This is a genomic window from Streptomyces apricus (assembly GCF_008369065.1).
In the GTDB taxonomy this organism is placed as follows: Bacteria; Actinomycetota; Actinomycetes; order Streptomycetales; family Streptomycetaceae; genus Streptomyces; species Streptomyces apricus.
In genome coordinates, this window is the sequence record NZ_VDFC01000033.1 from 89,003 (window position 1) to 115,863 (window position 26,861).

At 72.4% G+C, this 26,861-nt stretch carries 23 protein-coding genes and 1 pseudogene; 19 read left to right on the top strand and 5 right to left on the bottom strand.

Going from position 1 to position 26,861, the window contains the following annotated elements; all coding sequences use genetic code 11:
- The 3 genes from FGF04_RS11375 to FGF04_RS11385 form a co-directional block, all read right to left on the bottom strand.
- Nucleotides 1-2,245, bottom strand: a 2,245-nt coding sequence (locus tag FGF04_RS11375; protein ID WP_149511221.1) for a Tex family protein, incomplete at its 3' end; no start/stop codon positions are given.
- Between the two features lie 130 nt (nucleotides 2,246-2,375).
- A complete protein-coding gene (locus FGF04_RS11380; RefSeq protein WP_149511164.1) occupies nucleotides 2,376-3,242 on the bottom strand; it encodes an SCO6745 family protein in 867 nt (288 codons plus the stop codon).
- A gap of 53 nt (nucleotides 3,243-3,295) precedes the next feature.
- A complete protein-coding gene (locus FGF04_RS11385) occupies nucleotides 3,296-4,054 on the bottom strand; it encodes an enoyl-CoA hydratase/isomerase family protein (RefSeq protein WP_149511165.1) in 759 nt (252 codons plus the stop codon).
- Nucleotides 4,055-4,151: 97 nt separating this feature from the next.
- Here FGF04_RS11385 and FGF04_RS11390 point away from each other — a divergent pair, with 97 nt between their 5' ends.
- The gene (locus FGF04_RS11390; protein WP_149511166.1) at nucleotides 4,152-4,850 is read left to right on the top strand and encodes an HdeD family acid-resistance protein; all 699 of its coding nucleotides are present in this window, start codon (nucleotides 4,152-4,154) and stop codon (nucleotides 4,848-4,850) included.
- A gap of 129 nt (nucleotides 4,851-4,979) precedes the next feature.
- Nucleotides 4,980-5,486: an ATP-binding protein gene (locus FGF04_RS11395; RefSeq protein ID WP_149511222.1), complete on the top strand. Its 507-nt coding sequence runs from the start codon at nucleotides 4,980-4,982 to the stop codon at nucleotides 5,484-5,486.
- A gap of 66 nt (nucleotides 5,487-5,552) precedes the next feature.
- Here FGF04_RS11395 and idi read toward each other — a convergent pair whose 3' ends face one another.
- Both idi and galE read right to left on the bottom strand, forming a co-directional pair.
- On the bottom strand, nucleotides 5,553-6,146 hold the full coding sequence (gene idi, locus FGF04_RS11400) for an isopentenyl-diphosphate Delta-isomerase (protein ID WP_149511167.1): 594 nt from the start codon (nucleotides 6,144-6,146) through the stop codon (nucleotides 5,553-5,555).
- Between the two features lie 322 nt (nucleotides 6,147-6,468).
- Nucleotides 6,469-7,437: a UDP-glucose 4-epimerase GalE gene (gene galE, locus FGF04_RS11405; RefSeq protein WP_149511168.1), complete on the bottom strand. Its 969-nt coding sequence runs from the start codon at nucleotides 7,435-7,437 to the stop codon at nucleotides 6,469-6,471.
- A 288-nt stretch (nucleotides 7,438-7,725) separates the two neighbouring features.
- Between galE and FGF04_RS11410 the strand changes: the two genes are divergently transcribed.
- The 17 genes and pseudogenes from FGF04_RS11410 to dxs form a co-directional block, all read left to right on the top strand.
- Nucleotides 7,726-9,525, top strand: coding sequence for a DUF5941 domain-containing protein (locus FGF04_RS11410; RefSeq protein WP_149511169.1), 1,800 nt, complete (start codon nucleotides 7,726-7,728; stop codon nucleotides 9,523-9,525).
- A complete protein-coding gene (locus FGF04_RS11415; RefSeq protein ID WP_149511170.1) occupies nucleotides 9,522-10,274 on the top strand; it encodes a phosphocholine cytidylyltransferase family protein in 753 nt (250 codons plus the stop codon). The genes FGF04_RS11410 and FGF04_RS11415 overlap by 4 nt, the downstream gene beginning before the upstream one ends.
- Nucleotides 10,262-11,323 (top strand): iron-containing alcohol dehydrogenase family protein, encoded by a 1,062-nt coding sequence (locus FGF04_RS11420; protein WP_149511171.1) that lies wholly within the window; start codon nucleotides 10,262-10,264, stop codon nucleotides 11,321-11,323. Before FGF04_RS11415 ends, FGF04_RS11420 begins: the two co-directional genes overlap by 13 nt.
- A complete protein-coding gene (locus FGF04_RS11425; protein WP_149511172.1) occupies nucleotides 11,301-12,080 on the top strand; it encodes a CDP-alcohol phosphatidyltransferase family protein in 780 nt (259 codons plus the stop codon). The genes FGF04_RS11420 and FGF04_RS11425 overlap by 23 nt, the downstream gene beginning before the upstream one ends.
- Nucleotides 12,081-12,115: 35 nt before the next feature.
- Nucleotides 12,116-12,970 carry a glycosyltransferase family 2 protein gene (locus FGF04_RS11430; RefSeq protein ID WP_408055606.1) on the top strand — a complete coding sequence of 285 codons (855 nt, stop codon included), beginning with the start codon at nucleotides 12,116-12,118 and terminating at the stop codon, nucleotides 12,968-12,970.
- Between the two features lie 122 nt (nucleotides 12,971-13,092).
- Complete coding sequence (locus FGF04_RS11435; protein ID WP_149511174.1) at nucleotides 13,093-14,028, top strand: ABC transporter permease; 936 nt, start codon at nucleotides 13,093-13,095, stop codon at nucleotides 14,026-14,028.
- Between the two features lie 16 nt (nucleotides 14,029-14,044).
- Nucleotides 14,045-14,800: an ABC transporter ATP-binding protein gene (locus FGF04_RS11440; protein WP_149511223.1), complete on the top strand. Its 756-nt coding sequence runs from the start codon at nucleotides 14,045-14,047 to the stop codon at nucleotides 14,798-14,800.
- Nucleotides 14,801-15,185: 385 nt separating this feature from the next.
- Complete coding sequence (gene hpnC, locus FGF04_RS11445) at nucleotides 15,186-16,088, top strand: squalene synthase HpnC (protein ID WP_149511175.1); 903 nt, start codon at nucleotides 15,186-15,188, stop codon at nucleotides 16,086-16,088.
- Nucleotides 16,085-17,035, top strand: a complete 951-nt coding sequence (hpnD, locus tag FGF04_RS11450) for a presqualene diphosphate synthase HpnD (protein WP_188114046.1) — start codon at nucleotides 16,085-16,087, stop codon at nucleotides 17,033-17,035. Before hpnC ends, hpnD begins: the two co-directional genes overlap by 4 nt.
- A complete protein-coding gene (locus FGF04_RS42035; protein ID WP_223146372.1) occupies nucleotides 17,035-17,175 on the top strand; it encodes a DUF6380 family protein in 141 nt (46 codons plus the stop codon). Before hpnD ends, FGF04_RS42035 begins: the two co-directional genes overlap by 1 nt.
- Nucleotides 17,172-18,596, top strand: a complete 1,425-nt coding sequence (hpnE, locus tag FGF04_RS11455; protein ID WP_149511177.1) for a hydroxysqualene dehydroxylase HpnE — start codon at nucleotides 17,172-17,174, stop codon at nucleotides 18,594-18,596. Before FGF04_RS42035 ends, hpnE begins: the two co-directional genes overlap by 4 nt.
- A gap of 50 nt (nucleotides 18,597-18,646) precedes the next feature.
- Nucleotides 18,647-19,714 (top strand): polyprenyl synthetase family protein, encoded by a 1,068-nt coding sequence (locus FGF04_RS11460; protein ID WP_235882280.1) that lies wholly within the window; start codon nucleotides 18,647-18,649, stop codon nucleotides 19,712-19,714.
- 113 nt (nucleotides 19,715-19,827) lie between these two features.
- Nucleotides 19,828-21,855: a squalene--hopene cyclase gene (gene shc / locus FGF04_RS11465; RefSeq protein WP_149511179.1), complete on the top strand. Its 2,028-nt coding sequence runs from the start codon at nucleotides 19,828-19,830 to the stop codon at nucleotides 21,853-21,855.
- A complete protein-coding gene (locus tag FGF04_RS11470) occupies nucleotides 21,855-22,499 on the top strand; it encodes a phosphorylase family protein (RefSeq protein ID WP_149511180.1) in 645 nt (214 codons plus the stop codon). The genes shc and FGF04_RS11470 overlap by 1 nt, the downstream gene beginning before the upstream one ends.
- A 5-nt stretch (nucleotides 22,500-22,504) precedes the next feature.
- The gene (gene hpnH, locus FGF04_RS11475; protein WP_149511181.1) at nucleotides 22,505-23,527 is read left to right on the top strand and encodes an adenosyl-hopene transferase HpnH; all 1,023 of its coding nucleotides are present in this window, start codon (nucleotides 22,505-22,507) and stop codon (nucleotides 23,525-23,527) included.
- Nucleotides 23,528-23,531: 4 nt separating this feature from the next.
- Nucleotides 23,532-24,716 (top strand): flavodoxin-dependent (E)-4-hydroxy-3-methylbut-2-enyl-diphosphate synthase, encoded by a 1,185-nt coding sequence (gene ispG, locus FGF04_RS11480; RefSeq protein WP_149511182.1) that lies wholly within the window; start codon nucleotides 23,532-23,534, stop codon nucleotides 24,714-24,716.
- 26 nt (nucleotides 24,717-24,742) lie between these two features.
- Nucleotides 24,743-26,611, top strand: a pseudogene (gene dxs / locus FGF04_RS11485) (1-deoxy-D-xylulose-5-phosphate synthase); the annotation flags it as partial.
- Nucleotides 26,612-26,861: the final 250 nt, after the last annotated feature.

A 26,861-nucleotide genomic window follows, 5' to 3' on the forward strand; every position in this document is an offset into this window, starting at 1 on the left:
CACCCCCACGCTGAGGACGCCCGGAGCCACCGTCCTGCCCCGCGGGCGAGGCCTCGTCGTCCAGCCGCAAGCTCAACGAGATCCGCTTGCGAGGGATGTCGACCTCCAGCACCTTCACCTTCACGATGTCCCCGGACTTCACCACGTCCCGCGGGTCCTTGACGAAGGTCTTGGACATCGCCGAGACGTGCACCAGACCGTCCTGGTGCACGCCGACGTCCACGAACGCCCCGAACGCCGCCACGTTCGTGACGACCCCTTCGAGGACCATCCCCGGTTCCAGGTCGGCGATCTTCTCGACGCCGTCCTTGAAGGTGGCGGTCTTGAAGGCGGGCCGCGGGTCGCGCCCCGGCTTCTCCAGCTCCTTCAGGATGTCCGTCACCGTCGGCAGACCGAAGACCTCGTCCACGAAGTCGGCCGCCCGCAGCGAGCGCAGCGCCGCCGTGTTGCCGATGAGCGAACCGACCCCGCTCCCCGCCGTCTTCACCATCCGGCGGACCACCGGGTAGGCCTCGGGGTGCACGGACGACGCGTCCAGCGGGTCGTCCCCGCCGCGGATCCGCAGGAAGCCCGCGCACTGCTCGTACGCCTTGGGGCCGAGCCTGGCCACCTTCTTCAGCGCCGTGCGCGAGGTGAACGGGCCGTTCGCGTCGCGGTGCGCCACGATGTTCTCGGCGAGCCCGGAGGTGATGCCGGAGACCCGGGTCAGCAGGGGCGCGGACGCCGTGTTCACGTCCACCCCGACGCCGTTCACGCAGTCCTCGACGACCGCGTCCAGGGAGCGCGAGAGCTTCACCTCGGAGAGGTCGTGCTGGTACTGGCCGACACCGATCGACTTCGGGTCGATCTTCACCAGCTCGGCGAGCGGGTCCTGCAGCCGCCGCGCGATGGAGACGGCGCCGCGCAGCGACACGTCCATGCCGGGCAGCTCCTGCGAGGCGAACGCCGACGCCGAGTACACCGACGCGCCCGCCTCGGACACCATCACCTTGGTGAGGTTCAACTCCGGGTGCTTGGCGATCAGTTCGCCCGCGAGCTTGTCCGTCTCGCGGGACGCCGTGCCGTTGCCGATCGCGATCAGCTCGACCGCGTGCTCCTTCGCGAGACGGGCCAGCTTCGCGATCGCCTCGTCCCACCGGTTGGCCGGCACGTGCGGGTGGACGACGTCGGTGGCGACGACCTTGCCGGTGGCGTCGACCACGGCGACCTTCACGCCCGTGCGGAAGCCCGGGTCGAGGCCCAGCGTCGCGCGCGTGCCCGCCGGGGCGGCCAGCAGCAGGTCGCGCAGGTTCGTCGCGAAGACGTTCACCGCCTCGTCCTCGGCGGCCGTGCGCAGCCGCAGCCGCAGGTCGATGCCGAGGTGGACCAGGAGCCGGGTGCGCCAGGCCCAGCGGACCGTGTCGGTGAGCCACTTGTCGGCGGGACGGCCGCGGTCGGCGATCCCGAAGCGCTGCGCGACGATTCCCTCGTACGAGGACGGGCCGGGCTGCTCGGACGGCTCCTCGGGCTCCAGGACGAGGTCCAGGACGTCCTCCTTCTCCCCGCGCAGCATGGCGAGGATCCGGTGCGAGGGCAGGTCCTTGAAGGGCTCGGCGAAGTCGAAGTAGTCGGCGAACTTGGCGCCCGCCTCCTCCTTGCCGCTCTTGACCCTGGCGGCCAGCCGGCCGCGCACCCACATGCGCTCGCGCAGTTCGCCGATCAGGTCGGCGTCCTCGGAGAACCGCTCGGTGAGGATGGCGCGGGCGCCGTCCAGCGCGGCCTGCGGGTCGGCGACGCCCTTGCCGGCGTCGACGAAGGCGGCGGCCGCGGCCACGGGGTCGACGGACGGGTCGCCCAGGAGGCCCTCGGCGAGCGGCTCCAGGCCCGCCTCACGGGCGATCTGCGCCTTCGTGCGCCGTTTCGGCTTGAACGGCAGGTAGATGTCCTCCAGGCGCGCCTTGGTCTCCGCGGTACGGATCCGCTGCGCCAGCTCCTCGGTGAGCTTGCCCTGCTCGCGCACCGAGTCGAGGATCGCCGAGCGCCGCTCCTCCAGCTCCCGCAGGTAGCGCAGCCGCTCTTCGAGCGTGCGCAGCTGCGCGTCGTCGAGCATCTCGGTCGCTTCCTTGCGGTAGCGGGCGATGAAGGGCACCGTCGAGCCGCTGTCGAGCAAGTCGACGGCCGCCTTGACCTGCCGCTCCCGTACGCCGAGCTCGTCGGCGATCCTGCCTTCGATGGACCCCACGAGGGGTGGCAGCTCTGTGGTCACGATTCCCGTACCGCCTTCTTCACTGAGGTTGCGCGGCAATTGTGGCAGGTGGCGCCGACAACGGGGGATCAAGGGCGGTGCGCACCGGCGGTGGCCCGGCGCACGGGGAGCGGGGCCCGCCCGCGGCCGGTCAGCCGGTGCCGAACGCGTCCGCGGGGAACGCGCCGGCCGCCAGCGCCTTCCTGGCGAGGCCCCCGGCCAGCTCGGTGAGGCGGMCGACGCCCGCCGCGCCCAGATGCTCGTACGGGGCCGCGTCGAGGCGGTCCGTCGCGGCTTCGACCTCCTTGCGCAGGGCGATGCCGTCCGGTGTCAACTCGCCCCCCGCGCCGAGCAGTCCCCGTTCCCGCAGGCGGTCCGCTGCCGCCTCCCAGTCCGTGCGGCGCCAGCCCCGGGTGGCGAGCACCCACTTCGGGGTCATGCCCTTGCCGGTGGCCGTGTGGGTCACGAGCGCCTCCAGCGGGTCGAGTTCCGCGCCGAGCAGCACCGCGAGGTGCCCGTCGCCCCGGTGTTCGCGCAGCAGGGTGGCCGCGTACCAGAGCATGAGGTGCGGTTCCCCGGGCACGGGCAGGTCCGCGTGGGCCGCGTACAGCGGGCGGGCGGCCCCGGTGCAGGCCTCGGTCGCCCGCAGCGCGAGGCGCGCGGCCTCGGCGACCTCCGCGGAGGCGAGCACCTCGTCCCCGAGCAGCCGCCGCAGCGTCGCGTCCACGGCACGCGCGCGTGCGCCCAGGACGGTCTCGGGGGAGGCGGTGCGCCACACCGCGGGCACGTGCCGTGCCACCAGCTCGTGCCGGAAGCTGTGGAACGCCGCCGTCACGGTGCCGGCGCCCACCGCGCCCATGGCCGCGGACCGCACCGCCAGATAGGCGGCGCGGGGGTCCGTCACACCGACCGCGGCCAGCTCCCGGCCGAGGTCCGGCGAGAAGTAGTGGCACGAGTGCAGCGGATTGAGCACGTTGTGGCACCGGCGTCCGGCACGCTCCGGGAGGACAGTCGTCATGCCCGCACGTTACCGACTGGTCGGTACGCGGGGAATGCCGGGGTCCGGTCCCCTCAGCCCCGTCCGGCGGCCGGCGCGGTCCAGGCGAACCTCGGCGGCCGGCGCTCCAGGAAGGCGGCCACCCCCTCCGCCGTGTCGCCGCCGCGGGCCTGCTCCGTCCAGTACGCGTCCCGGTCGTCGCGGCCGTCCGCGAACTCCTTCGCCGCGGCCTGCGTCAGCTGCGAGCGGGAGACGAGGATCCGGGTGAACCGCGCGACCCTCGCGTCCAGCGCGTCACCGGGCAGCACCTCGTCCACCAGGCCGGTGCGCAGGGCGCGCTCCGCGCCGATCAGCTCGCCCGAGAACAGGAGGTACTTGGCGGTGGCGGGTCCCACGAGGGACACCAGCCGCCTGGTCGAGGACGCCGGGTAGACGATCCCCAGCTTCGCGGGCGTGATCCCGAAGGACGCCTCCTCGTCCGCGAACCGCAGGTCGCAGGCCGCCGCGAGCTGGCACCCGCCGCCCACGCAGTAGCCGCGCACGGCCGCGAGCGTCGGCTTCGGGAACGCGGCGAGCGCCTCCTCCGCCGCGACCGCCAGGCCCTGCGCCCGCTCGGCCGAGTCCCGCAGCGAGGAGATGTCCGCCCCGGCGCAGAACGTCCCGCCCTCCCCGGTCAGCACGAGCACGCGTACGGCGGGGTCGGCGGCCAGCGCGTCGAGCAGCGGCGGCAGCGCCCGCCACATGTCCGCCGTCATGGCGTTGCGCTTGGCCGGGTGGTGGATCACGACGGTGGCGACCCCGTCGGCGACGCTGTGCAGCAGCTGCGGCTCCATGGCCGGATGCTATCCGTGCGCCCCGAACGTACGATCAAGGAGGGGGCGGGTAGGCGTGAGGGCACGGGGGCACGCTGACAGGTCCTAGGAGGCGCAGATGGCCAGGTCCAGGCTCACGTCCGCAGCCGAGTCCACTCCCGCGTCCGGACCTCCCGGGTCCGCACCTCCCGGATCCGGACCTCCCGAGGACGAGGTCGCGAAGCTGAGCCGCAGCTTCGGCTGGCTCGCCGCGCTCGGTGTGGTCCTGGTGCTCGCCGGGCTGGTCGGCCTGGTCTACACCGGGTTCGCCACGCTGACCTCGATGCTGCTGTTCGGCTGGCTGCTGCTGGTCGGCGGCGTGGTCGGCCTGCTGCACGCGGTGCAGGCGCGCGCCTCGAACTTCTTCTGGCTCGGTGTCGTGGTCGCCGCCCTGAACATCGCGGCCGGCGTCGTGATCATCGGCAGGCCGGAGGCCGCCGCCGAGGCGCTGACGATGTTCGCCGCGCTGCTCTTCCTCACCGGCGGCGTCTTCCGGCTGGTCGGCAGCCTGGTGGTGCGCGGGCCCCAGTTCGGCTGGTCCCTCGTGCAGGGAGCCTTCGGCCTGCTGCTCGGCATCCTCGTCCTCGCGTCCTGGCCGAGCAGCAGCAAGTACGTCATCGGTACGTTCTTCTCGCTGGCCCTGCTCTTCGACGGGCTCGGCCTGGTGGCGACGGGGTACGGCGGGCGCCGTATCGTCGGCCTCGTCTCGGACCGAACCCGTACAACCGGACAAGTGCCGAACGCGACACAGGGCGAACAGGAAGCGCCACGCGACTGACGGCACCGGGCGCAATCGATCAAATGCAGCCGATAGTCGCTGACTTCTGTTCAGGCATCCGGTAGTGAGCGGTGCGTTACCAACACTCGACGTGTGGTGACAATCGAGCGCAGGGGCGGCGACCGGACGATGGACGACCAGGAACGGGGGCCCGGCCCACGTCCTGAGAGCGGGGAGGCGCCCCCGGAAGGCAGACCACCAGGCCCGCTGCCGTACGAGGGGGTGTGGCGGTTCACCGCCCCCGCGGCCGACTCCTCGGTGCCGCAGGCCCGGCACGCGGTGCGCGACCTGCTGGTCCGCCAGGGCGTACCGGTGTCGGACGACGTCGTCCAGGGGCTGCTGCTGATCGTCTCGGAGCTGGTGACCAACGCGGTCCGGCACGCGGCGGTCCTCTCCCCGATGCTCGCCGTCGAGGTCGCCGTCGGCGCCGAGTGGGTGCGGGTCGCCGTCGAGGACGACCACCCCTACCGGCCGACCGCCCTGGAGGCCGACCACGGCCGGACCGGCGGCCGCGGCCTCCTCCTGGTCCGTGAGATCACCCGGGAGGCGGGCGGCGTGTGCGACGTGGAGCACACGGCGTCGGGCGGCAAGGTGATCTGGTCGGCCCTGCCCCTCGCCGTCGCCCGGACGGCCTGAGGGCCTGACGGCCCGAGGGCCGCGGGCACCGGAGTGCGCCCCGCGAGGACCGCGGGGCCGCGCGGTTCACCAGCCGGCGGCGTCCCCCGTCAGTTCCCGGATCGCCGGGCGGGCCGAGTCCAGCACGGTCATGAACCACGCCGAGAACGGGTCCGCGGCATGCCGCTCGGCCAGCTCGGCCGCGCTCACGAAGGCCGTCGACCCGACCTCCTCGGGGTCCGGCCGCAGCGCCGACTGCACCATCCCCACGAAGAGGTGGTTGAACTCCTGCTCCACCAGTCCCGACTCCGGGTCCGGGTGGTTGTAGCGGACCGTGCCCGCCTCGGCGAGCAGCGAGGGCGAGACCCCCAGCTCCTCGAAGGTCCGGCGCGCGGCGGCCGCGAAGGGCGCCTCGCCGGGGTAGGGGTGACCGCAGCACGTGTTGGACCACACACCGGGGGAGTGGTACTTGCCCAGCGCCCGCTGCTGCAGCAGCAGCCGCCCCCGCTCGTCGAAGAGGAAGACGGAGAACGCCCGGTGCAGCTGCCCGGGCGGCTGATGGGCCGCGAGCTTCTCCGCCGTACCGATCGTCGTGCCGTCCTCGTCGACCAGTTCGAGCAAGATGGCTTCGGCGGTGCCGTTCGACGAGCTGTGCGTCGCGGTGGCAGGAGTGATCGGCATACCCATCCTTCGCATCGGTCTTCGAGCCCCAAGTCTGCCGTACCGAACCGGCACTCCCGGCACCACGCGGAGGCCCGCACGCCCGGTTCCGCCGCGCGGCCGAACCGGGCGGAGCGCCCGGCGCCGGCCGGGTGACGAAGGGGCCCGGACATCTGATCGTTCCCGACGCTACCGGTACGGAACCGTCCAGAACGGGAGTTCTTCCCCTTTCACCCGTAGCGGGGAACCGGGCCGTACGCCGTAGCCGGACGCCGGTCCACCGCTGCCGCGGACCGCTCCGCGCGACGGCCGGGGCCTCCGCCGCCGGGCGTACGCCGCATCGTCACGCGTGGTGCAGCTGCCAGCCCCGCCACGCCGACTCGACCATCTCGCGCACCCCGCGCCGCGCGCTCCAGCCCAGCTCCGCGGCGGCCAGCGCCGACGAGGCGACCGCGCGCGGGGCGTCGCCCGGGCGGCGCGGCTCGACGAGGGCCGGCCGGGTGTCGCCGGTGACCTCGCCGATGAGCGTCACCAGTTCACGCACCGAGACCCCCTCGCCGCGGCCGATGTTCACCGTCAGGTCGCCCGGGGCGTCCGCCGCGGCGAGCCGCCGGGCCGCCGCGAGGTGCGCCTCGGCGAGGTCGGCGACATGGATGTAGTCGCGCACGCACGTGCCGTCCGGCGTCGGGTAGTCGTCGCCGAAGATCCGCGGGGCCTCGTCGCGCGTGAGCCGGTCGAAGACCATCGGGACCACGTTGAACACCCCGGTGTCCGCCAGCTCGGGCGCCGCGGCCCCCGCCACGTTGAAGTAGCGCAGGCACACGGTCCCGATGCCGTGCGCCCGGCCCGCGGCCCGCACCAGCCACTCACCGGCGAGCTTCGTCTCGCCGTAGGGGCTCATCGGGGCGCAGGGCGTGTCCTCCGTGATGAGGTCCACGTCCGGGTTGCCGTAGACGGCCGCGGACGAGGAGAAGACGAAGCGCTCCACACCGGCCCCGGCGACCGCCTCCAGGAGCGTGGCGAGCCCGCCGACGTTCTCCTGGTAGTAGCGGGTGGGCTCGGCCACGGACTCGCCGACCTGCTTGCGCGCGGCCAGGTGCACCACGCCCGTCACCGCGTGCTCGGCGAGGACCCGCTTCAGCAACTCCCCGTCCAGCGAGGAGCCCTGGACCAGGGGGATCCCCTCGGGCAGCCGCGCGGGGACCCCGGCCGAGAGGTCGTCGAGCGCGACCACGCGCTCCCCGGCCCCGGCCATGGCCCGCGCCACGTGCGCACCGATGTATCCAGCCCCGCCTGTGATCAGCCATGTCATGGACGCCCACCCTATGCCGGAACGTTCCCTGCGCGGGTCTCGGGAGGCATGGAGTGAATTGCGCCTTATCGGTCGCGGTTTGTCGGCCGGGCCCCGGATCCATGATGATGATCGCGGCGGACGCGCCGATCAGAACCTGTTGATCGGACCGTGAACGGGCGGTGAACGGCCGCTTCCCACCATCCGATAGCCTCTGCCGACATGCCGCCCGGCCCACTCGGCCCGGGGCGCCCCCACCACGCACACGCCCGGCGTCGCGCACGCCGGAACCCAGAGGAGTGAGTTCGTCTGCCGACCGCCATCCTCACCGGTCAGCCGGTCCCCGGGTCGTCGCTGGAGAACGACCTGCGGACGCTCGGCTTCGACGTGCGGGCCGCCACCGACGCGGCCGACGCCGAGACGCTCCTCGCGGCCGTCCCCGCCGACCAGCGGGTCGCCGTCGTCGACGCCCGCTTCGTGGGGCACGTCCACGCGCTGCGGCTCGGCCTGACCGACCCCCGCTTCGACGCCGCCGCGATCCCCGGCGCCGTCACCGCCCGGCCCGCGGCGCGCGCCGCGCTGGCCGGGGCGCTGCGCACCGCCCGCGGGGACGCGTCGAGCGGGTCCGTGGTGGTCGGCATCGTCGCCGACCGGGTCGCCGAACTCCTCGGCACCGGCCTGCACCGCCCCGAGCTGGGCGAGCTCGTCGCCGTGGTCCCGAGGGACCCGCAGGCCCGCAACGAGGCCCGGCAGTCCGTCGCCTCCGTCGACGACGAGGCGATCCGGCTGCGGACGGCCGTGAAGTCCCGCGACGGCTTCTTCACCACGTACTGCATCAGCCCGTACTCCCGCTACCTCGCCCGCTGGTGCGCCCGCCGGGGCCTGACCCCGAACCAGGTCACCACGGCCTCGCTGGTCACCGCGCTGATCGCGGCCGGCTGCGCGGCGACGGGCACCCGGCCCGGCTTCGTCGCCGCGGGGCTGCTGCTCCTCTTCTCCTTCGTCCTCGACTGCACGGACGGCCAGCTCGCCCGGTACTCCCTGCAGTACTCCACGCTCGGCGCCTGGCTCGACGCGACCTTCGACCGCGCCAAGGAGTACGCCTACTACGCGGGCCTCGCCCTGGGAGCCGCCCGCGGCGGCGACGACGTGTGGGCGCTGGCCCTCGGCGCGATGATCCTGCAGACCTGCCGGCACGTCGTCGACTTCTCCTTCAACGAGGCGAACATCGACAGCACGGCGGCCAACACGAGCCCCACCGCGGCTCTTTCGGGCAAGCTCGACAGCGTCGGCTGGACGGTCTGGCTGCGCCGCATGATCGTCCTGCCGATCGGCGAGCGCTGGGCGATGATCGCAGTACTCACCGCGCTCACGACGCCCCGGATCACCTTCTACGTGCTGCTGATCGGCTGCGCGTTCGCGGCGTGCTACACCACCGCGGGCCGGGTGCTGCGCTCGGTGACCCGCAGGGCGCAGCGCAGCGAGCGGGCGCTCCGGGCGCTGACGGACCTCACGGACAGCGGGCCGCTGGCGGAACTGCTCGCCAGGCTCCCCGCCAGGCCGCCGTTCGGCTCGCGCCTGCTGGTCGCGCTGCCGGGCGCCGCGCTCCTCGTCGCCGCGGCCTGGACCGCCGGCTACGGCAGCTGGTGGCCCGTCCTCGCCGCGGTGCTGTACGTCCTGACCTCCGGCGCCGCCGTCGCGCTGCCCCTCAAGGGCGCGCTCGACTGGCTGGTGCCGCCGCTGCTGCGCGCCGCCGAGTACGGCACCGTCCTGATCCTGGCGGCCAAAGCCGACGTGAACGGCGCCCTTCCGGCAGCTTTCGGGCTGGTGGCGGCCGTCGCCTACCATCACTACGACACGGTGTACCGCATCCGCGGGGACGCCGGCGCGCCGCCGCACTGGCTGGTGCGGGCGATCGGCGGGCACGAGGGCAGGACGCTGCTGGTCACCGTCCTGGCCGCGCTGCTGGCCGCAGAAGATTTCAAGGTCGCGCTCACGGCACTCGCCGTGGCCGTGGCCCTGGTGGTGCTCTTCGAGAGCATCCGCTACTGGGTGACCGCCCACAGGCGCGGCGCACCCGCCGTACACGATGAAGGAGAACCCGCATGATCGGCCTCGTGCTGGCTGCCGGCGCCGGACGGCGTCTGCGCCCCTACACCGACACCCTGCCCAAGGCTCTGGTGCCGGTGGGACCCGAAGGCGACGAGGACAGCATCACCGTGCTCGACCTCACCCTCGGCAACTTCGCCGAGATCGGCCTGACCGAGGTCGCGATCATCGTCGGCTACCGCAAGGAAGCCGTCTACGAGCGGCGCGAGGCGCTGGAGCAGAAGTACGGCGTCAAGATCACGCTGATCGACAACGACAAGGCCGAGGAGTGGAACAACGCCTACTCCCTGTGGTGCGGCCGTGACGCCATCAAGCACTCGGTGATCCTCGCCAACGGCGACACCGTGCACCCGGTCTCCGTCGAGAAGACCCTGCTCGCCGCCCGCGGCGACGGCAAGAAGATCATCCTCGCCCTCGACACGGTGAAGTCCCTCGCCGACGAGGAGATGAAGGTCGTCGTCGGCCCCGAGGGCTCCATGACGAAGATCACCAAGCTGATGGACCCCGCCGAGGCGACCGGCGAGTACATCGGTGTGACCCTCATCGAGGGCGACGCCGCAGACGAGCTGGCCGACGCCCTCAAGACGGTCTTCGAGACGGACCCGCAGCAGTTCTACGAGCACGGCTACCAGGAGCTCGTGAACCGCGGCTTCCGGATCGACGTGGCCCCCATCGGCGACGTCAAGTGGGTCGAGATCGACAACCACGAGGACCTCGCCAAGGGACGTGAGATCGCGTGCCAGTACTGACGAGGCTCATCCCCTCGCCGGTCGTCGTCGACATCCGTTCGGGCGCCCTGGACGACCTGGCGGCGGTCCTCGCCGACCAGCGCATCTCGCACTCCGGCAAGCTGGCCGTCGCGATCAGCGGCGGCTCGGGCGCCAAGCTGCGCGAGCGGCTGACCCCGGCGATGCCGGGTGCCGACTGGTTCGAGGTCGGCGGCGGCACGCTGGACGACGCGATCAAGCTCGGCGACGCCATGAAGAAGGGGCGCTACGACGCGGTCGTGGGCCTCGGCGGCGGCAAGATCATCGACTGCGCGAAGTTCGCCGCGGCCCGCATCGGCCTCCCGCTGGTCGCCGTCGCCACGAACCTCTCGCACGACGGTCTGTGCTCCCCGGTCGCGACCCTAGACAACGACGCGGGCCGCGGCTCGTACGGTGTGCCGAACCCGATCGCCGTGGTCATCGACCTCGACGTGATCCGTGAGGCCCCGGTCCGCTTCGTGCGCTCCGGCATCGGCGACGCCCTGTCCAACATCTCCGCGGTCGCGGACTGGGAGCTGGCCAACCGCGAGAAGGGCGAGCAGATCGACGGCCTCGCCGCCGCGATGGCCCGCCAGGCCGGCGAGGCCGTGCTGCGCCACCCCGGCGGCGTCGGCGACGACGGCTTCCTCCAGGTGCTCGCCGAGGGCCTGGTCCTCACCGGCATCTCGATGTCGGTCGCGGGCGACTCCCGCCCCGCGTCCGGCGCCTGCCACGAGATCAACCACGCCTTCGACCTGCTCTTCCCCAAGCGCGCCGCCAGCCACGGCGAGCAGTGCGGCCTGGGTGCCGCCTTCGCCATGCACCTGCGCGGCGCCCGCGAGGAGTCGGCGTACATGGCCGAGGTCCTGCGCCGCCACGGGCTGCCGGTGCTGCCGGAGGAGATCGGCTTCACCCCGGAGGAGTTCGTCCAGGTCGTGGAGTTCGCCCCGACGACCAGGCCGGGCCGCTACACGATCCTCGAACACCTCGACCTGTCCACCGACCAGATCAGGGACGCATACGCCGACTATGCAAAAGCCATCGGTAGCTGAGCTCCGCCCGGTCGTGCACCCCCCGGGTGTCAAGGACCGGCGGAGCGGCGAGCACTGGGGAGGCCGGCTCTACATGCGCGAGATCTCGCTGCGCATCGACCGGCACCTGGTGAACACGCGGGTCACGCCCAACCAGCTGACCTACGTGATGACCGTCTTCGGCGTGCTCGCCGCGCCGGCCCTGCTGGTGCCTGGCATCCCCGGCGCGCTGCTCGGCGTGCTGATGGTCCAGCTGTACCTGCTCTTCGACTGCGTCGACGGCGAGATCGCCCGCTGGCGCAAGCAGTACTCGATGACCGGGGTGTACGTCGACCGTGTCGCCGCCTACCTGTGCGACGCCGCGGTCCTGGTCGGCTTCGGCCTGCGCGCGGCGGACCTGTGGGGCACCGGGCGGATCGACTGGCTGTGGGCCTTCCTCGGCACCCTGGCCGCCCTCGGCGCCGTCCTGATCAAGTCGGAGACCGACCTCGTCGGGGTCGCCCGGCACCAGACCGGCAAGGCGCCGGTCCAGGAGTCGGCGTCCGAGCCGCGCTCCTCCGGTATGGCGCTGGCCCGCCGGGCCGCGGGCGCGCTCAAGTTCCACCGGCTCGTCCTCGGCATCGAGGCCTCCCTGCTGATCCTGGTCCTCGCGGTCCTGGACACGGTCCGGGGCGACCTCTTCTTCTCACGGCTCGGCGTCGCCGTCCTGGCCGGCATCGCGATGCTGCAGACCGTGCTGCACCTGGTGTCCATCCTCGCCTCCAGCAGGCTGAAGTGAGCACCGCGGCCAGGGTCGGCGCGGTGATCATCACCATGGGCAACCGCCCCGACGAGCTCCGCGCCCTCCTCGACTCGGTCGCCAAGCAGGACGGCGACCCGGTCGAGGTGGTCGTGGTCGGCAACGGCTCGCCCGTCCCGGACGTCACCGGGTCCGTGCCCGGCATCCGCACGGTCGAGCTGCCGGAGAACCTCGGCATCCCCGGCGGCCGCAACGTCGGCATCGAGGCGTTCGGCCCCGGCGGCACCGACGTGGACATCCTGCTCTTCCTGGACGACGACGGCCTCCTCGCGCACCACGACACCGCCGAACTGTGCCGGCAGGCCTTCGCGGCCGACCCGGAGCTGGGCATCATCAGCTTCCGGATAGCCGACCCGGAGACCGGGATCACCCAGCGCCGCCACGTACCCCGGCTGCGCGCCTCCGACCCGATGCGCAACTCCCGCGTCACCACCTTCCTCGGCGGCGCCAACGCGGTCCGCACGAAGGTGCTCGCCGAGGTCGGCGGGCTGCCCGACGCGTTCTTCTACGCCCACGAGGAGACCGACCTCGCCTGGCGGGCCCTCGACGCGGGCTGGATGATCGACTACCGCTCGGACATGGTGCTCAACCACCCCACGACCGCGCCCTCCCGGCACGCGGTCTACCACCGGATGGTCGCCCGCAACCGCGTCTGGCTGGCCCGCCGCAACCTGCCCGCCCCGCTGGTCCCGGTGTACCTCGGCGTGTGGATGCTGCTCACGCTCGCCCGCCGCCCCTCCGGCCCGGCCCTCAAGGCCTGGTTCGGCGGCTTCAAGGAGGGCTGGACCAGCCCGTGCGGACCCCGGCGCCCCATGAAGTGGCGTACGGTATGGCGCCTGACCCGGCTGGGCCGGCCGCCCGTCATCTGACAAGCTCGGTCCACCCGTCATCCGGCACGCTCGAAGTCTGAGAGCATTCGGGCCGTACCCCGGTCCCTGTCTTTGGCCTACGCCCGACCAGGCCGCGCATCCTGAGGACGAAAGTTTCCACTGTGAGTGAGACAACGCACGACGGCGGCGTCGCGGTGAGCGCCCCTCCGTCCCCCGACGAAGGGCTCTCCGCGGCGGACCTCGCCGCCAAGTACGGGCTGTCCGTGAGCGGCGCCCGGCCCGGACTCGCCAGTTACGTCCGCCAGCTCTGGGGACGGCGTCACTTCATCCTCGCCTTCTCGCAGGCGAAGCTCACCGCCCAGTACAGCCAGGCCAAGCTCGGCCAGCTGTGGCAGGTGGCCACACCGCTGCTGAACGCGGCCGTGTACTTCCTGATCTTCGGCCTGATCCTGAAGGCCGACCGCGGCATGGAGCGCGAGGTCTACATCCCGTTCCTGGTGACGGGCGTCTTCGTCTTCACCTTCACCCAGAGCTCGGTGATGGCGGGGGTGCGCGCGATCTCCGGCAACCTCGGCCTGGTCCGGGCGCTGCACTTCCCGCGCGCCTCGCTGCCGATCTCGTTCTCGCTGCAGCAGCTCCAGCAGCTGCTCTTCTCGATGATCGTGCTGTTCGTCGTGGCGGTCGGCTTCGGCAGCTACCCCCGGCTGTCCTGGCTGCTGATCGTCCCGGTGCTGGTCCTGCAGTTCCTCTTCAACACCGGCCTGGCCATGATCATGGCCAGGATGGGCGCCAAGACCCCGGACCTGGCCCAGCTCATGCCGTTCGTGATGCGCACGTGGATGTACGCGTCCGGCGTGATGTTCTCGATCCCGCTGATGCTCGAAGAGCACCCCAAGTGGATCGCGGACATCCTCCAGTACAACCCGGCCGCCATCTACATGGACCTCATGCGGTTCGCGTTGATCGACGGCTACGGTCCCGCGTCCAAGGTCCTGCCACCGCACGTGTGGGCGGTCGCCGGCGGCTGGGCCGTCCTCGTCGCCGTCGGCGGCTTCGTGTACTTCTGGAAGGCTGAGGAGCGCTACGGCCGTGGCTGAGCAGACCGACAGGACCATGATCCCGACCGTCATCGCGGACGAGCTGCACATCGTCTACCGCGTCAACGGCGCCAAGACCGGCAAGGGCAGCGCCACCGCCGCCCTCAGCCGCATAATCAAGCGCGGCGAGGAGCGGGGGGTGCGCAAGGTGCACGCCGTGCGCGGCGTCTCCTTCACGTCCTACCGCGGTGAGGCCATCGGCCTGATCGGCTCCAACGGCTCCGGCAAGTCCACCCTGCTGCGGGCCATCGCCGGACTGCTCCCCGCGGAGAAGGGCCACGTCTACACCGACGGCCAGCCCTCGCTCCTCGGGGTCAACGCGGCCCTGATGAACGACCTCACGGGCGAGCGGAACGTCATCCTCGGCGGGCTGGCCATGGGCATGTCCCGGGAACAGATCAGGGCCCGCTACCAGGACATCGTCGACTTCTCCGGCATCAACGAGAAGGGCGACTTCATCACGCTGCCCATGCGCACGTACTCCTCCGGCATGGCCGCCCGGCTGCGCTTCTCCATCGCCGCCGCCAAGGACCACGACGTCCTCATGATCGACGAGGCCCTCGCGACCGGCGACCGCAAGTTCCAGAAGCGCTCCGAGGCCCGGATCCGGGAGCTGCGCAAGGAAGCCGGCACCGTCTTCCTCGTCAGCCACAACAACAAGTCCATCCGTGACACGTGCGACCGCGTCCTGTGGCTGGAGCGCGGCGAGCTGCGCCTGGACGGCCCCACCGACGAGGTGCTCAAGGAGTACGAGAAGTTCACGGGCAAGTAGCCCGTACCGCCACGCAAGGACGCAGGGCCCCGTCGGAACGGTTCGACGGGGCCCTGCGTCTGCAAAGAGAAGACCAACTCCCTTGGCCCGTAGGAATCTTGATGCCAATCGGTGTGTTCTTGTGATGCGCAGGACACCCCGGCGGAGCCTGACGGGTTGTACAACGTAAGCTGTACCGGTGCTGATTCGCCGCAAGTGGGGCGAAAAGCGCGGCGGGACCGCCCCGGGTCCGCCGCGCGGACGACCGGGCGGCGTGTCCGAAATAGGCACCATTGGGTCAGCAGTGTAGAACGGATGATGTGACGGCAATGGTTACGGAAACCCTCCAGCCCCGCTGCGCGTACGCCGTCTGTGCGGGTGCCGTTTCCGGCCCGGGCGGCGGGCGATGACGCCAGTCGGGACGGCGCGCACCCAGGACCCGGAGCGCGGCACCCTCGACAAGGCCGCGGACGAGAACTTCCCCGTGGCACCGTTCTTCCTGCCCAGGGCCTGGCGCGCCGACCTCATGGCCGTCTACGGCTTCGCCCGGCTGGTCGACGACATCGGTGACGGCGACCTGGCCCCCGGCGGCGCCGACGCCCGCCTCCTGGGGGTCCCGGACGCCCGGGCCGGGGACCGTACGGCCCTGCTCGACGCCTTCGAGGCGGATCTGCGCCGGGTCTTCGACTCGACCCCGGCCCACCCGCTGCTGCGCCGCCTGCAGCCCACCGTCCGCCGGACCGGCCTCACCCCCGAGCCCTTCCTCGCCCTGATCGCGGCGAACCGCCAGGACCAGCTCGTCAAGCGGTACGAGAGCTACGACGACCTCCTCGCCTACTGCGAGCTGTCCGCCAACCCGGTCGGCCGGCTGGTCCTCGCCGTCACCGGCACCTCGACCCCCGAGCGGATCCGCCGCTCCGACGCGGTCTGCACGGCCCTGCAGATCGTCGAGCACCTCCAGGACGTCGCCGAGGACCTCGGCCGCGACCGCATCTACCTTCCCGCCCAGGACATGAAGCGTTTCCACGTCCAGGAGGCGGATCTCGCCGCGCGCTCAGCAGGCGCATCGGTGCGCGCACTGGTTGCATACGAAGCAGAACGCGCCCGCGACCTCCTGAATGAAGGCACCCCCCTCGTGGGTAGCGTCCACGGCAGGCTGAAGCTGCTGCTCGCGGGGTTCGTGGCAGGGGGGAGGGCGGCGATCCGGGCGATCGCCGCCGCCGAATACGACGTACTTCCCGGCCCGCCCGTGCCCGGCAAGATCCAGTTGCTGCGCGAGGTGGGAGTGACTCTGCGAGGAGAGGGGTGATCCGGAGCGTGGAGTCGGAACCACACATGTCCGCACCGGTACTCGCCGCCTACGGCTACTGCGAGGCCATCACCGGGCAGCAGGCCCGGAACTTCGCGTACGGCATCAGGCTGCTGCCGGCGCCCAAGCGCCGCGCCATGTCGGCGCTGTACGCGTTCTCGCGGCGCGTCGACGACATCGGCGACGGCGCGCTCGCGCCCGAGGTGAAGGCGGCACGGCTGGAGGAGACCCGGACCCTGCTCGCCCGGGTCCGCGACCGGACGGTGGAGGAGGACGACACCGACCCGGTCGCCGTCGCCCTGCGGCACACCGCGGACCACTTCCCGGTCCCGCTCGAAGGGCTCGACGAGCTCATCGACGGGGTCCTGATGGACGTCCGCGGCGAGACGTACGAGACCTGGGACGACCTCAGGGTCTACTGCCGCTGCGTCGCCGGCGCCATCGGCCGGCTCTCGCTGGGCGTCTTCGGCACGGAGCCGGGGGCGCCCGGCGCCGAACGGGCCCCGGAGTACGCGGACACCCTCGGCCTCGCCCTGCAGCTCACCAACATCCTCCGGGACGTCCGGGAGGACGCCGGCGACGGACGGACCTACCTGCCCGCGGACGACCTCGCGAAGTTCGGCTGCTCGGCCGGGTTCGCCGGACCGAACCCGCCGGAGGGCTCCGACTTCGCGGGCCTGGTCCACTTCGAGGTGCGCAGGGCCCGCGCGCTCTTCGCGGAGGGCTACCGGCTGCTGCCGATGCTGGACCGCCGCAGCGGCGCCTGCGTCGCCGCGATGGCCGGCATCTACCGCCGTCTCCTGGACCGCATCGAGCGCGACCCCGAGGCCGTCCTGCGCGGCCGGGTCTCGCTGCCCGGACGCGAGAAGGCGTACGTCGCCGTGCGGGGCCTGTCCGGCCTCGACGCCCGGCACGTCTCGCGCCGGACCGTCAGGAGGCGCGCCTGATGGACACTCCGGTCCAAGATGACGCAAGTCCCTGGAAACGGGACGCAACCCTCCGGCCGAAGACCGCGTCCCTGACTGCAACGGCCGCCCGTGCCCCGTTCCACCGGCGCGGCGCGGCCGCGGGGGAAGGTGCACGATGAACGACACCACGCAGGGCGAGGCGCTCGACGCGGGCGCGCCGAGCCGCCCCGCGACGGCCGTAGTGGTCGGCGGGGGGCTCGCCGGCACGACCGCCGCGCTGGCACTGGCCGACGCGGGCGTCCGCGTGACGCTGCTGGAGGGCCGGCCCCGCCTGGGCGGGCTCGCCTTCTCCTTCCGGCGCGACGGACTGACCGTGGACAACGGCCAGCACGTGTATCTGCGCTGCTGCACCGCCTACCGCTGGTTCCTCGACCGCGTCGACGGGGCGGACCTCGCACCGCTGCAGGACCGCCTCGACGTACCCGTGCTCGACGCCGCGGCGAAACCCGGGCGGCGGCTCGGCAGGATCGGCAGAACGGCGCTGCCCGTCCCGCTGCATCTGGCGCGCAGCCTGGCGACCTATCCGCACCTCTCGCTCGCGGAGCGCGCCAGGGTCGGCCGCGCCGCACTCGCCCTCAAGGCACTCGATCCCGCCGACCCCGCGCTCGACACACGGAGCTTCGGCAACTGGCTGGCCGCTCACGGCCAGTCGGACCGGGCCGTCGAGGCACTGTGGGACCTCGTGGGGGTCGCCACCCTCAACGCGGTGGCCGGCGACGCCTCGCTCGGGCTCGCCGCGATGGTGTTCAGGACCGGGCTGCTCTCCGACCCGGGCGCCGCCGACATCGGCTGGGCGCACGTCCCGCTGGGAGAACTGCACGACCGGCTCGCCCGCAAGGCGCTCGACTCCGCGGGAGTCCGTACCGAGATCCGTACACGCGTCACCTCCGTCTCCCGCAAGGACAACGGGCGTTGGGGCGTGCGGGTTCCCGGCGAGACGCTGGAGGCCGACGCGGTCGTGCTCGCCGTGCCCCAGCGCGAGGCCCACGACCTGCTGCCGAAGGGGGCCCTCGACGACCCCGGACGGCTGCTGGAGATCGGCACCGCGCCGATCCTCAACATCCACGTCGTGTACGACCGCAAGGTGCTCGACGCACCGTTCTTCGCCGCGCTCGGCTCACCCGTGCAGTGGGTCTTCGACCGCACCGCGGCCTCCGGGCTCCAGGACGGCCAGTACCTCGCGCTGTCGCAGTCGGCCGCGCAGGACGAGATCGACGCACCCGTCGCCGTGCTGCGCGAGCGGTACCTGCCGGAGCTGGAGCGGCTGCTGCCGCACACCCGGCGGGCCGCGGTCCGCGACTTCTTCGTGACCAGGGAGCGCACGGCGACGTTCGCCCCGGCCCCCGGCGTCGGCCGGCTGCGGCCCGGCGCCCGTACCGACGCCCCCGGCCTGTACCTGGCCGGCGCGTGGACCGCCACCGGGTGGCCCGCGACGATGGAGAGTGCGGTCCGCAGCGGCGTGAGCGCGGCCGATGCCGCGCTGCACGCCCTGGGCCGGCCCCGCGACCACCTCTTCGAGCTCTTCGAGGAGGCGGCGTGACGCTCGATCAGGGCTCCCGCACCCCCCGTACCGCGAATAGAGGAGAGACTGTGCCCACTGTGCCCCCGGCATCCAAGGCTGCCGACGCGGTGGACGTGACCGCGCTCCTGGAGCGCGGCCGGACCCTGGCCTCACCGGTACTACGGGCGGCCATCGACCGCCTGGCACCCCCCATGGACACCGTCGCCGCCTACCACTTCGGCTGGATCGACGCCGCGGGCCGGCCCGCCGAGGGCGACGGCGGCAAGGCCGTGCGGCCCGCCCTCGCCGTGCTCTCCGCCGAGGCGGCCGGCGCCGCCCCCGAGGTGGGCGTGCCGGGCGCGGTCGCCGTCGAGCTGGTGCACAACTTCTCGCTCCTGCACGACGACCTGATGGACGGCGACGAGCAGCGCCGCCACCGGGACACCGTCTGGAAGGTGCACGGCCCCGCCCAGGCGATCCTCGTCGGCGACGCCCTGTTCGCGCTGGCCAACGAACTGCTCCTGGAGCTGGGCACGGTGGAGGCCGGCCGCGCCACCCGCCGCCTCACCACCGCCACCCGCGCGCTGATCGACGGCCAGGCCCAGGACATCTCCTACGAGCACCGCGACCGCGTCAGCGTCGAGGAGTGCCTGGAGATGGAGGGCAACAAGACCGGCGCCCTGCTCGCCTGCGCCTGCTCCATCGGTGCGGTCCTCGGCGGCGCCGACGACCGCACGGCGGACACCCTGGAGCGGTACGGCTACCACCTCGGCCTCGCCTTCCAGGCCGTCGACGACCTCCTCGGCATCTGGGGCGACCCGGTGGCCACCGGCAAGCAGACCTGGAGCGACCTGCGCCAGCGCAAGAAGTCCCTGCCCGTCGTGGCCGCGCTCGCGGCCGGCGGACCCGCCTCCGCACGCTTGGGCGAACTGCTCGCCGCGGACGCCAGCAGCAGCGACTTCGAGAACTTCTCCGAGGAGGAGTTCGCCGTGCGGGCCGCGCTCATCGAGGAGGCCGGCGGCCGCGACTGGACCGCCCAGGAAGCGCGCCGCCAGCACACGATCGCCGTCGAGGCGCTGGACACGATCCACATGCCGGACCAGGTGCGGGCCCAGTTCACGGAGCTCGCCGACTTCGTCGTCGTACGGAAGAGATGATCACTATCGGTCGAATAGCCCTCGCGTAGTCGCCGGCCGGTGCCGCGGGAAGAACGAGCACCGGCCGACGGCGGACCCACAGCAGAGAATCGCCACTGCACGAAGGGGAAGCCATGACAGCGACGACCGACGGAAGCACCGGGGCCCTCCCGCCCCGCGCAGCCTCGGCCAGCGACATCCGGACGGAATCGACTCCCCTGGCGGCGGGGACAGCCGATACCCGAGACGCCGCCGCGCGCGCGATACAGCGCGCCACCGACTTCCTGCTCTCCACCCAGGACGCCGAGGGCTGGTGGAAGGGCGACCTGGAGACCAACGTCACCATGGACGCCGAGGACCTGCTGCTGCGGCAGTTCCTGGGCATCCGGGACGAGCGCACCACCCGGGCCGCCGCCCTGTTCATCCGCGGCGAGCAGCGCGAGGACGGCACCTGGGCCTCCTTCTTCGGCGGCCCCGGCGAACTCTCCACCACCATCGAGGCGTACGTCGCCCTGCGGCTGGCCGGCGACGCGCCGCAGGACCCGCACATGGCGCGGGCGGCCGCCTGGATCCGCGGGCGGGGCGGGATCGCCTCCGCCCGGGTCTTCACCCGGATCTGGCTGGCCCTGTTCGGCTGGTGGAAGTGGGACGACCTGCCCGAGCTCCCCCCGGAACTCATCTGGTTCCCCAAGTGGGCGCCGCTCAACATCTACGACTTCGGCTGCTGGGCCCGGCAGACCATCGTGCCGCTCACCGTCGTCTCGGCCAAGCGTCCGGTGCGTCCGGCGCCCTTCGCCCTGGACGAGCTGCACGCCGACCCCCGGGACCCCAACCCCGTCCGGCCCCTGGCACCGGTGGCGAGCTGGGACGGGGCGTTCCAGCGGCTCGACCGCGCCCTGCACGCCTACCGCAAGGTCGCCCCGCGCCGGCTGCGCCGGGCCGCGATGAACACCGCGGCCCGCTGGATCATCGAGCGCCAGGAGAACGACGGGTGCTGGGGCGGCATCCAGCCGCCCGCCGTCTACTCGGTCATCGCCCTGCACCTGCTCGGCTACGACCTCGAACACCCCGTCATGCGCGAGGGACTGGCCTCCCTGGACCGCTTCGCCGTGTGGCGCGAGGACGGGGCCCGGATGATCGAGGCCTGCCAGTCACCGGTGTGGGACACCTGCCTCGCGACCATCGCGCTCGCCGACGCGGGGGTGCCCGCCGACCATCCGCAGCTCGTGCGGGCCGCGGACTGGATGCTGGGCGAGGAGATCGTCCGGCCCGGCGACTGGGCGGTCAAGCGACCCCAGCTCCCGCCCGGGGGCTGGGCGTTCGAGTTCCACAACGACAACTACCCGGACATCGACGACACCGCCGAGGTGGTCCTCGCGCTGCGCCGCGTCAAGCACCACGACCCGGAGCGCGTGGAGAAGGCCATCGCACGCGGGGTGCGCTGGAACCTGGGCATGCAGTCGAAGAACGGCGCGTGGGGCGCCTTCGACGTCGACAACACCAGCCCCTTCCCCAACCGGCTGCCGTTCTGCGACTTCGGCGAGGTCATCGACCCGCCGTCCGCCGACGTCACCGCGCACGTCGTGGAGATGCTCGCCTTCGAAGGGCTCGCCCACGATCCGCGCACCCGCCGCGGCGTCGAGTGGCTTCTCGCGGAACAGGAGCCCAACGGCTCCTGGTTCGGCCGCTGGGGCGTCAACTACGTCTACGGGACGGGGTCGGTGGTGCCCGCGCTGGTCGCCGCCGGACTGCCCGGCTCGCACCCCGCGATCCGCCGGGCGGTGGCCTGGCTGGAGACGGTGCAGAACGACGACGGCGGCTGGGGCGAGGACCTGCGCTCCTACCACGACGCCGCCGAATGGAGCGGACGGGGCGCCTCCACCGCCTCCCAGACCGCGTGGGCGCTGCTGGCGCTGCTCGCCGCCGGGGAGCGGCACTCCACGGCGGTCGGGCGCGGGATCGCCTGGCTCGCCGAGACCCAGCGGGCGGACGGCTCCTGGGACGAGCCGTACTTCACCGGCACCGGGTTCCCCTGGGACTTCTCGATCAACTACCACCTCTACCGGCAGGTCTTCCCGCTGACCGCACTGGGCCGGTACGTCAACGGCGAACCGTTCGCCGCCCTGCCGAGCTCCCGGAGCTCCTTCGGCAGGGCCAGCTGATGAGCGCGACACCGGGCGCCGCCCCGCTGCTGATCGCCTGCGCGCTGGGCATCGAGCGGTTCGCCCTGCGCACCGGCGGCGACCGGAGCGGCGCCGGGGGACCGGTCACCGTGCTGCGTACGGGCATGGGACCGCCGGCCGCCGAACGGGCGGTCGCCGCGGCGCTGGCCGGCCCCGCCCTGCGCGGGGCGGCCGTCCTGGCCACGGGCTTCTGCGCCGGGCTCGCCCCCGGCATGCACCCGGGAGACCTGGTCGTCGCCGAGGAGACCCGGGACCCGCACGGCAGCACGCCGTGCGTGGGCACCGGCCTGCTCGTCCAGGAACTGCGGCGCGCCGTACCGGGGCGCACCGTCCACACGGGGCCGCTGGCCGGCTCCGACCACGTCGTGCGCGCCCACGAACGGCCCCGGCTGTTCGCGGCCGGCGCGATCGCGGTTGACATGGAGTCGGCGGCCACGCTCCGCACGGCCGTACGCGCCGGCGACCACCCGGTTGCCGCCGTACGGGTGGTCGTGGACGCCCCGGAACATGAACTCGTCCGGATCGGCACGGTACGCGGGGGAATATCAGCCTTCCGTGTTCTGCGCGCCGTTCTCCCCGTCTTTCTCGAATGGCACCGTTCCTTGCTGCTCCCCAGGAGGTGAGCCAGATGGCCATGCCGCTCCGCCAGACCATCAAGGTCGCGACGTATCTCTTCGAACAGAAACTGCGCAAGCGGGACAAGTTTCCGCTGATCGTCGAACTGGAACCGCTGTACGCCTGCAATCTCGCGTGCGAGGGCTGCGGCAAGATCCAGCACCCGGCCGGAGTGCTCAAGCAGCGCATGCCGGTCGCGCAGGCCGTGGGGGCGGTGCTCGAATCGGGTGCGCCGATGGTGTCCATTGCCGGCGGCGAACCCCTGATGCACCCTCACATCGACGAGATCGTGCGGCAGTTGGTGGCGAAGAAGAAGTACATCTTCCTGTGCACCAACGCCATGCTGCTGCGCAAGAAGCTGGACAAGTTCACGCCCTCGCCGTACTTCGCGTTCGCCGTGCACATCGACGGCCTGCGGGAGCGGCACGACGAGTCCGTCGCCAAGGAGGGGGTGTTCGACGAGGCGGTCGCGGCCATCAAGGAGGCCAAGCGGCGCGGCTTCCGGGTCACCACCAACTCGACCTTCTTCAACACCGACACCCCGCAGACGATCATCGAGGTGCTGAACTACCTCAATGACGACCTGAAGGTGGACGAGATGATGATCTCGCCCGCCTACGCCTACGAGAAGGCCCCCGACCAGGAGCACTTCCTGGGCGTGGAGCAGACCCGCGAGCTGTTCAAGAAGGCCTTCGCGGGCGGCAACCGGCTGCGCTGGCGGCTCAACCACTCCCCGCTCTTCCTGGACTTCCTGGAGGGCAAGGTCGACTTCCCCTGCACGGCGTGGGCGATCCCCAACTACTCGCTGTTCGGCTGGCAGAAGCCCTGCTACCTGATGAGCGACGGGTACGTCACGACGTACAAGGACCTGATCGAGAAGACCGACTGGGACGCCTACGGGCGCGGCAAGGACCCGCGGTGCGCCAACTGCATGGCGCACTGCGGCTACGAGCCGACCGCGGTCATGGCCACCATGGGCTCCCTCAAGGAGTCCCTGCGGGCCGCCCGTGAGACGGTCTCGGGAAACCGCGGGTGACGTCGTGACCGCCATCTCCTTGGGCCTCCCCGAGGTACCGGTCCGGCCGATCGCGGAGCGCCGCCGCTCGCGGCGCATCCAGGTCGGACCGGTGGCGGTCGGGGGCGGGGCACCCGTCTCGGTGCAGTCGATGACGACGACCCGTACGTCGGACATCGGCGCCACGTTGCAGCAGATCGCCGAACTCACCGCGTCCGGCTGTGAGATCGTGCGTGTCGCCTGTCCCACGCAGGACGACGCGGACGCCCTCGCCACCATCGCGCGCAAGTCGCAGATCCCGGTGATCGCCGACATCCACTTCCAGCCGAAGTACGTGTTCGCCGCGATCGAGGCGGGCTGCGCCGCGGTGCGGGTGAACCCGGGCAACATCAAGCAGTTCGACGACAAGGTGCGCGAGATCGCGCGGGCCGCGAAGGACCACGGCACACCGATCAGGATCGGGGTCAACGCCGGGTCGCTGGACCGGCGGCTGCTGCAGAAGTACGGCAGGGCGACGCCCGAGGCGCTCGTCGAGTCGGCGCTGTGGGAGGCGTCCCTCTTCGAGGAGCACGGCTTCCGGGACATCAAGATCTCGGTCAAGCACAACGACCCGGTCGTGATGGTCAACGCCTATCGGCAGCTCGCCGCGCAGTGCGACTACCCCCTGCACCTGGGCGTCACCGAGGCCGGTCCCGCCTTCCAGGGCACGATCAAGTCGGCCGTCGCCTTCGGCGCGCTGCTCAGCGAGGGCATCGGCGACACGATCCGGGTGTCGCTGAGCGCGCCGCCCGCCGAGGAGTGCAAGGTCGGCATCCAGATCCTCCAGTCGCTGGGGCTGCGGCAGCGGCGCCTGGAGATCGTCTCGTGCCCCTCCTGCGGGCGGGCCCAGGTCGACGTCTACAAGCTCGCCGACGAGGTCACCGCGGGCCTGGAGGGCATGGAGGTCCCGCTGCGCGTCGCGGTCATGGGCTGCGTCGTCAACGGGCCGGGGGAGGCGCGGGAGGCGGACCTGGGGGTCGCCTCCGGCAACGGCAAGGGCCAGATCTTCGTCAAGGGCGAGGTCGTCAGGACGGTCCCGGAGTCGAAGATCGTGGAGACCCTCGTCGACGAGGCGATGAAGATCGCCGCGCAGATGGAGGCGGACGGCGTCGCGTCAGGCGAGCCGGAGGTCACAGCGCCGGGGACACCCACCGTCACTGTGAGTCAGTAGCAGCACGGACCGAGAGGGGGCCCGACGTGACGATCATGGAGACCATCCGGGGACCACGCGACCTGAAGGCGCTGTCCGAGGCCGAGACCGGCCGGCTGGCCGAGGAGATCCGGGAGTTCCTGGTGCACGCCGTCGCCAGGACCGGGGGGCATCTGGGACCCAACCTGGGGGTGGTGGAACTGTCCATCGCGCTCCACCGGGTCTTCGAGTCGCCGGCCGACCGCATCGTGTGGGACACCGGCCACCAGAGCTACGTGCACAAGATCCTGACCGGCCGTCAGGACTTCTCCAAGCTGCGCGGCAAGGGCGGCCTGTCCGGCTACCCCTCGCGGGAGGAGTCCGAGCACGACATAGTCGAGAACAGCCACGCCTCCACCGCGCTCGGCTGGGCCGACGGGCTCGCCAAGGCCCGCCAGGTGCAGGGGGAGAAGGGCCACGTCGTCGCGGTCGTCGGCGACGGGGCGCTCACCGGCGGCATGGCCTGGGAGGCGCTGAACAACATCGCCGCCGCCAAGGACCGGCCGCTGATCGTCGTCGTCAACGACAACGAGCGCTCGTACGCGCCGACCATCGGCGGCCTCGCCAACCACCTGGCGACCCTGCGCACCACCGACGGCTACGAGAAGGTGCTGGCCTGGGGCAAGGACGTCCTGCTGCGCACCCCCGTCGTCGGCGGCACGCTCTACGAGTCGCTGCACGGCGCCAAGAAGGGCTTCAAGGACGCGTTCGCCCCGCAGGGCATGTTCGAGGACCTGGGGCTGAAGTACGTCGGGCCGATCGACGGGCACGACACGGGCGCCGTCGAGTCGGCCCTGCGGCGCGCGAAACGTTTCCACGGGCCCGTCCTCGTCCACTGCCTGACCGAGAAGGGGCGCGGCTACGAGCCGGCGCTCGCGCACGAGGAGGACCGCTTCCACACGGTCGGCGTGATGGACCCGCTCACCTGCGAGCCGCTCGCGCCGTCCAACGGGCCGTCCTGGACCTCGGTGTTCGGCGACGAGATCGTGCGCATCGGCGAGGAGCGCGAGGACGTCGTGGCGATCACGGCGGCCATGCTGCACCCGGTGGGCCTCGCGAAGTTCGCCGAGCGGTTCCCCGGCCGGGTGTGGGACGTCGGCATCGCCGAGCAGCACGCGGCGGTGTCCGCGGCGGGGCTCGCGACCGGTGGGCTGCACCCGGTCGTCGCCGTGTACGCCACCTTCCTCAACCGGGCCTTCGACCAGCTGCTCATGGACGTCGCGCTGCACCGCTGCGGGGTGACGTTCGTACTGGACCGGGCCGGGGTGACGGGCGTCGACGGGGCCTCGCACAACGGCATGTGGGACCTGTCGATCCTCCAGGTCGTGCCCGGGCTCAGGATCGCCGCCCCGCGCGACGCCGACCAGCTCCGTGCGCAGCTGCGCGAGGCGGTCGCCGTCGACGACGCGCCCACGCTCATCCGCTTCCCCAAGGAGTCGGTGGGACCCGCGGTCCCGGCGGCCGACCGGGTGGGCGGCGTGGACGTGCTGCACCGCGGCGAACGGGACGACGTGCTCCTGGTCTCCGTCGGCGTGATGGCCCCGGTGTGCCTCCACGCGGCCGAGCTGCTGGAGGCCCGCGGCATCGGCTGCACGGTGGTGGACCCGCGCTGGGTCAAGCCCGTCGACCCCGCGCTGCCCGGCCTCGCCGCCGGCCACCGCCTGGTCGCGGTCGTCGAGGACAACAGCCGCGCCGCCGGGGTGGGCGCGGCCGTCGCGCTCGCCCTCTCCGACGCCGAGGTCGACGTGCCCGTACGGCGGTTCGGCATCCCGGAGCAGTTCCTCGCGCACGCCAAGCGGGGCGAGGTGCTGGCCGACATCGGTCTGACCCCCGTGGAGATCGCGGGCCGCATCAGCGCGACGCTGTCCCTCCGGGAGACCGACCGGCCCCGCGGCACGGGCCGGGCCGCACCCGCGGACGGGGCGCAGGCCCCCCGGCGCCCGGCGGCCGCGAAGCGCGCCCGCACGGCCCCGGCCGCCGCCCGCCGGGCCGCGGTGCGGGGCGCCACCGCGGCACGGGAGACCGACACCGGCGGACCCGCCCGCCGGACCGCCGCGGAGGCCGGGCCGGCAGCCGCGAAGCGCGCCCGGACGGCACGGGTCGCCGATCCGCGCGCAGCGGGTAGCG

Excerpts from the sequence above, each read along its gene's own strand:
- FGF04_RS11430 (WP_408055606.1), top strand. The coding sequence starts at position 12,116 with ATGGGCAACCGCCCCGACGAGCTCCGCGCCCTCCTCGACTCGGTCGCC.
- FGF04_RS11385 (WP_149511165.1), bottom strand. The coding sequence starts at position 4,054 with ATGGAGCCGCAGCTGCTGCACAGCGTCGCCGACGGGGTCGCCACCGTC.
- galE (WP_149511168.1), bottom strand. The coding sequence starts at position 7,437 with ATGACATGGCTGATCACAGGCGGGGCTGGATACATCGGTGCGCACGTG.
- hpnE (WP_149511177.1), top strand. The coding sequence starts at position 17,172 with ATGAACGACACCACGCAGGGCGAGGCGCTCGACGCGGGCGCGCCGAGC.
- FGF04_RS11470 (WP_149511180.1), top strand. The coding sequence starts at position 21,855 with ATGAGCGCGACACCGGGCGCCGCCCCGCTGCTGATCGCCTGCGCGCTG.
- FGF04_RS11390 (WP_149511166.1), top strand. The coding sequence starts at position 4,152 with ATGGCCAGGTCCAGGCTCACGTCCGCAGCCGAGTCCACTCCCGCGTCC.
- shc (WP_149511179.1), top strand. The coding sequence starts at position 19,828 with ATGACAGCGACGACCGACGGAAGCACCGGGGCCCTCCCGCCCCGCGCA.
- FGF04_RS11440 (WP_149511223.1), top strand. The coding sequence starts at position 14,045 with ATGATCCCGACCGTCATCGCGGACGAGCTGCACATCGTCTACCGCGTC.
- hpnC (WP_149511175.1), top strand. The coding sequence starts at position 15,186 with ATGACGCCAGTCGGGACGGCGCGCACCCAGGACCCGGAGCGCGGCACC.
- idi (WP_149511167.1), bottom strand. The coding sequence starts at position 6,146 with ATGCCGATCACTCCTGCCACCGCGACGCACAGCTCGTCGAACGGCACC.
- FGF04_RS11425 (WP_149511172.1), top strand. The coding sequence starts at position 11,301 with ATGCAAAAGCCATCGGTAGCTGAGCTCCGCCCGGTCGTGCACCCCCCG.
- FGF04_RS11395 (WP_149511222.1), top strand. The coding sequence starts at position 4,980 with ATGGACGACCAGGAACGGGGGCCCGGCCCACGTCCTGAGAGCGGGGAG.
- FGF04_RS42035 (WP_223146372.1), top strand. The coding sequence starts at position 17,035 with ATGGACACTCCGGTCCAAGATGACGCAAGTCCCTGGAAACGGGACGCA.
- hpnH (WP_149511181.1), top strand. The coding sequence starts at position 22,505 with ATGGCCATGCCGCTCCGCCAGACCATCAAGGTCGCGACGTATCTCTTC.
- FGF04_RS11415 (WP_149511170.1), top strand. The coding sequence starts at position 9,522 with ATGATCGGCCTCGTGCTGGCTGCCGGCGCCGGACGGCGTCTGCGCCCC.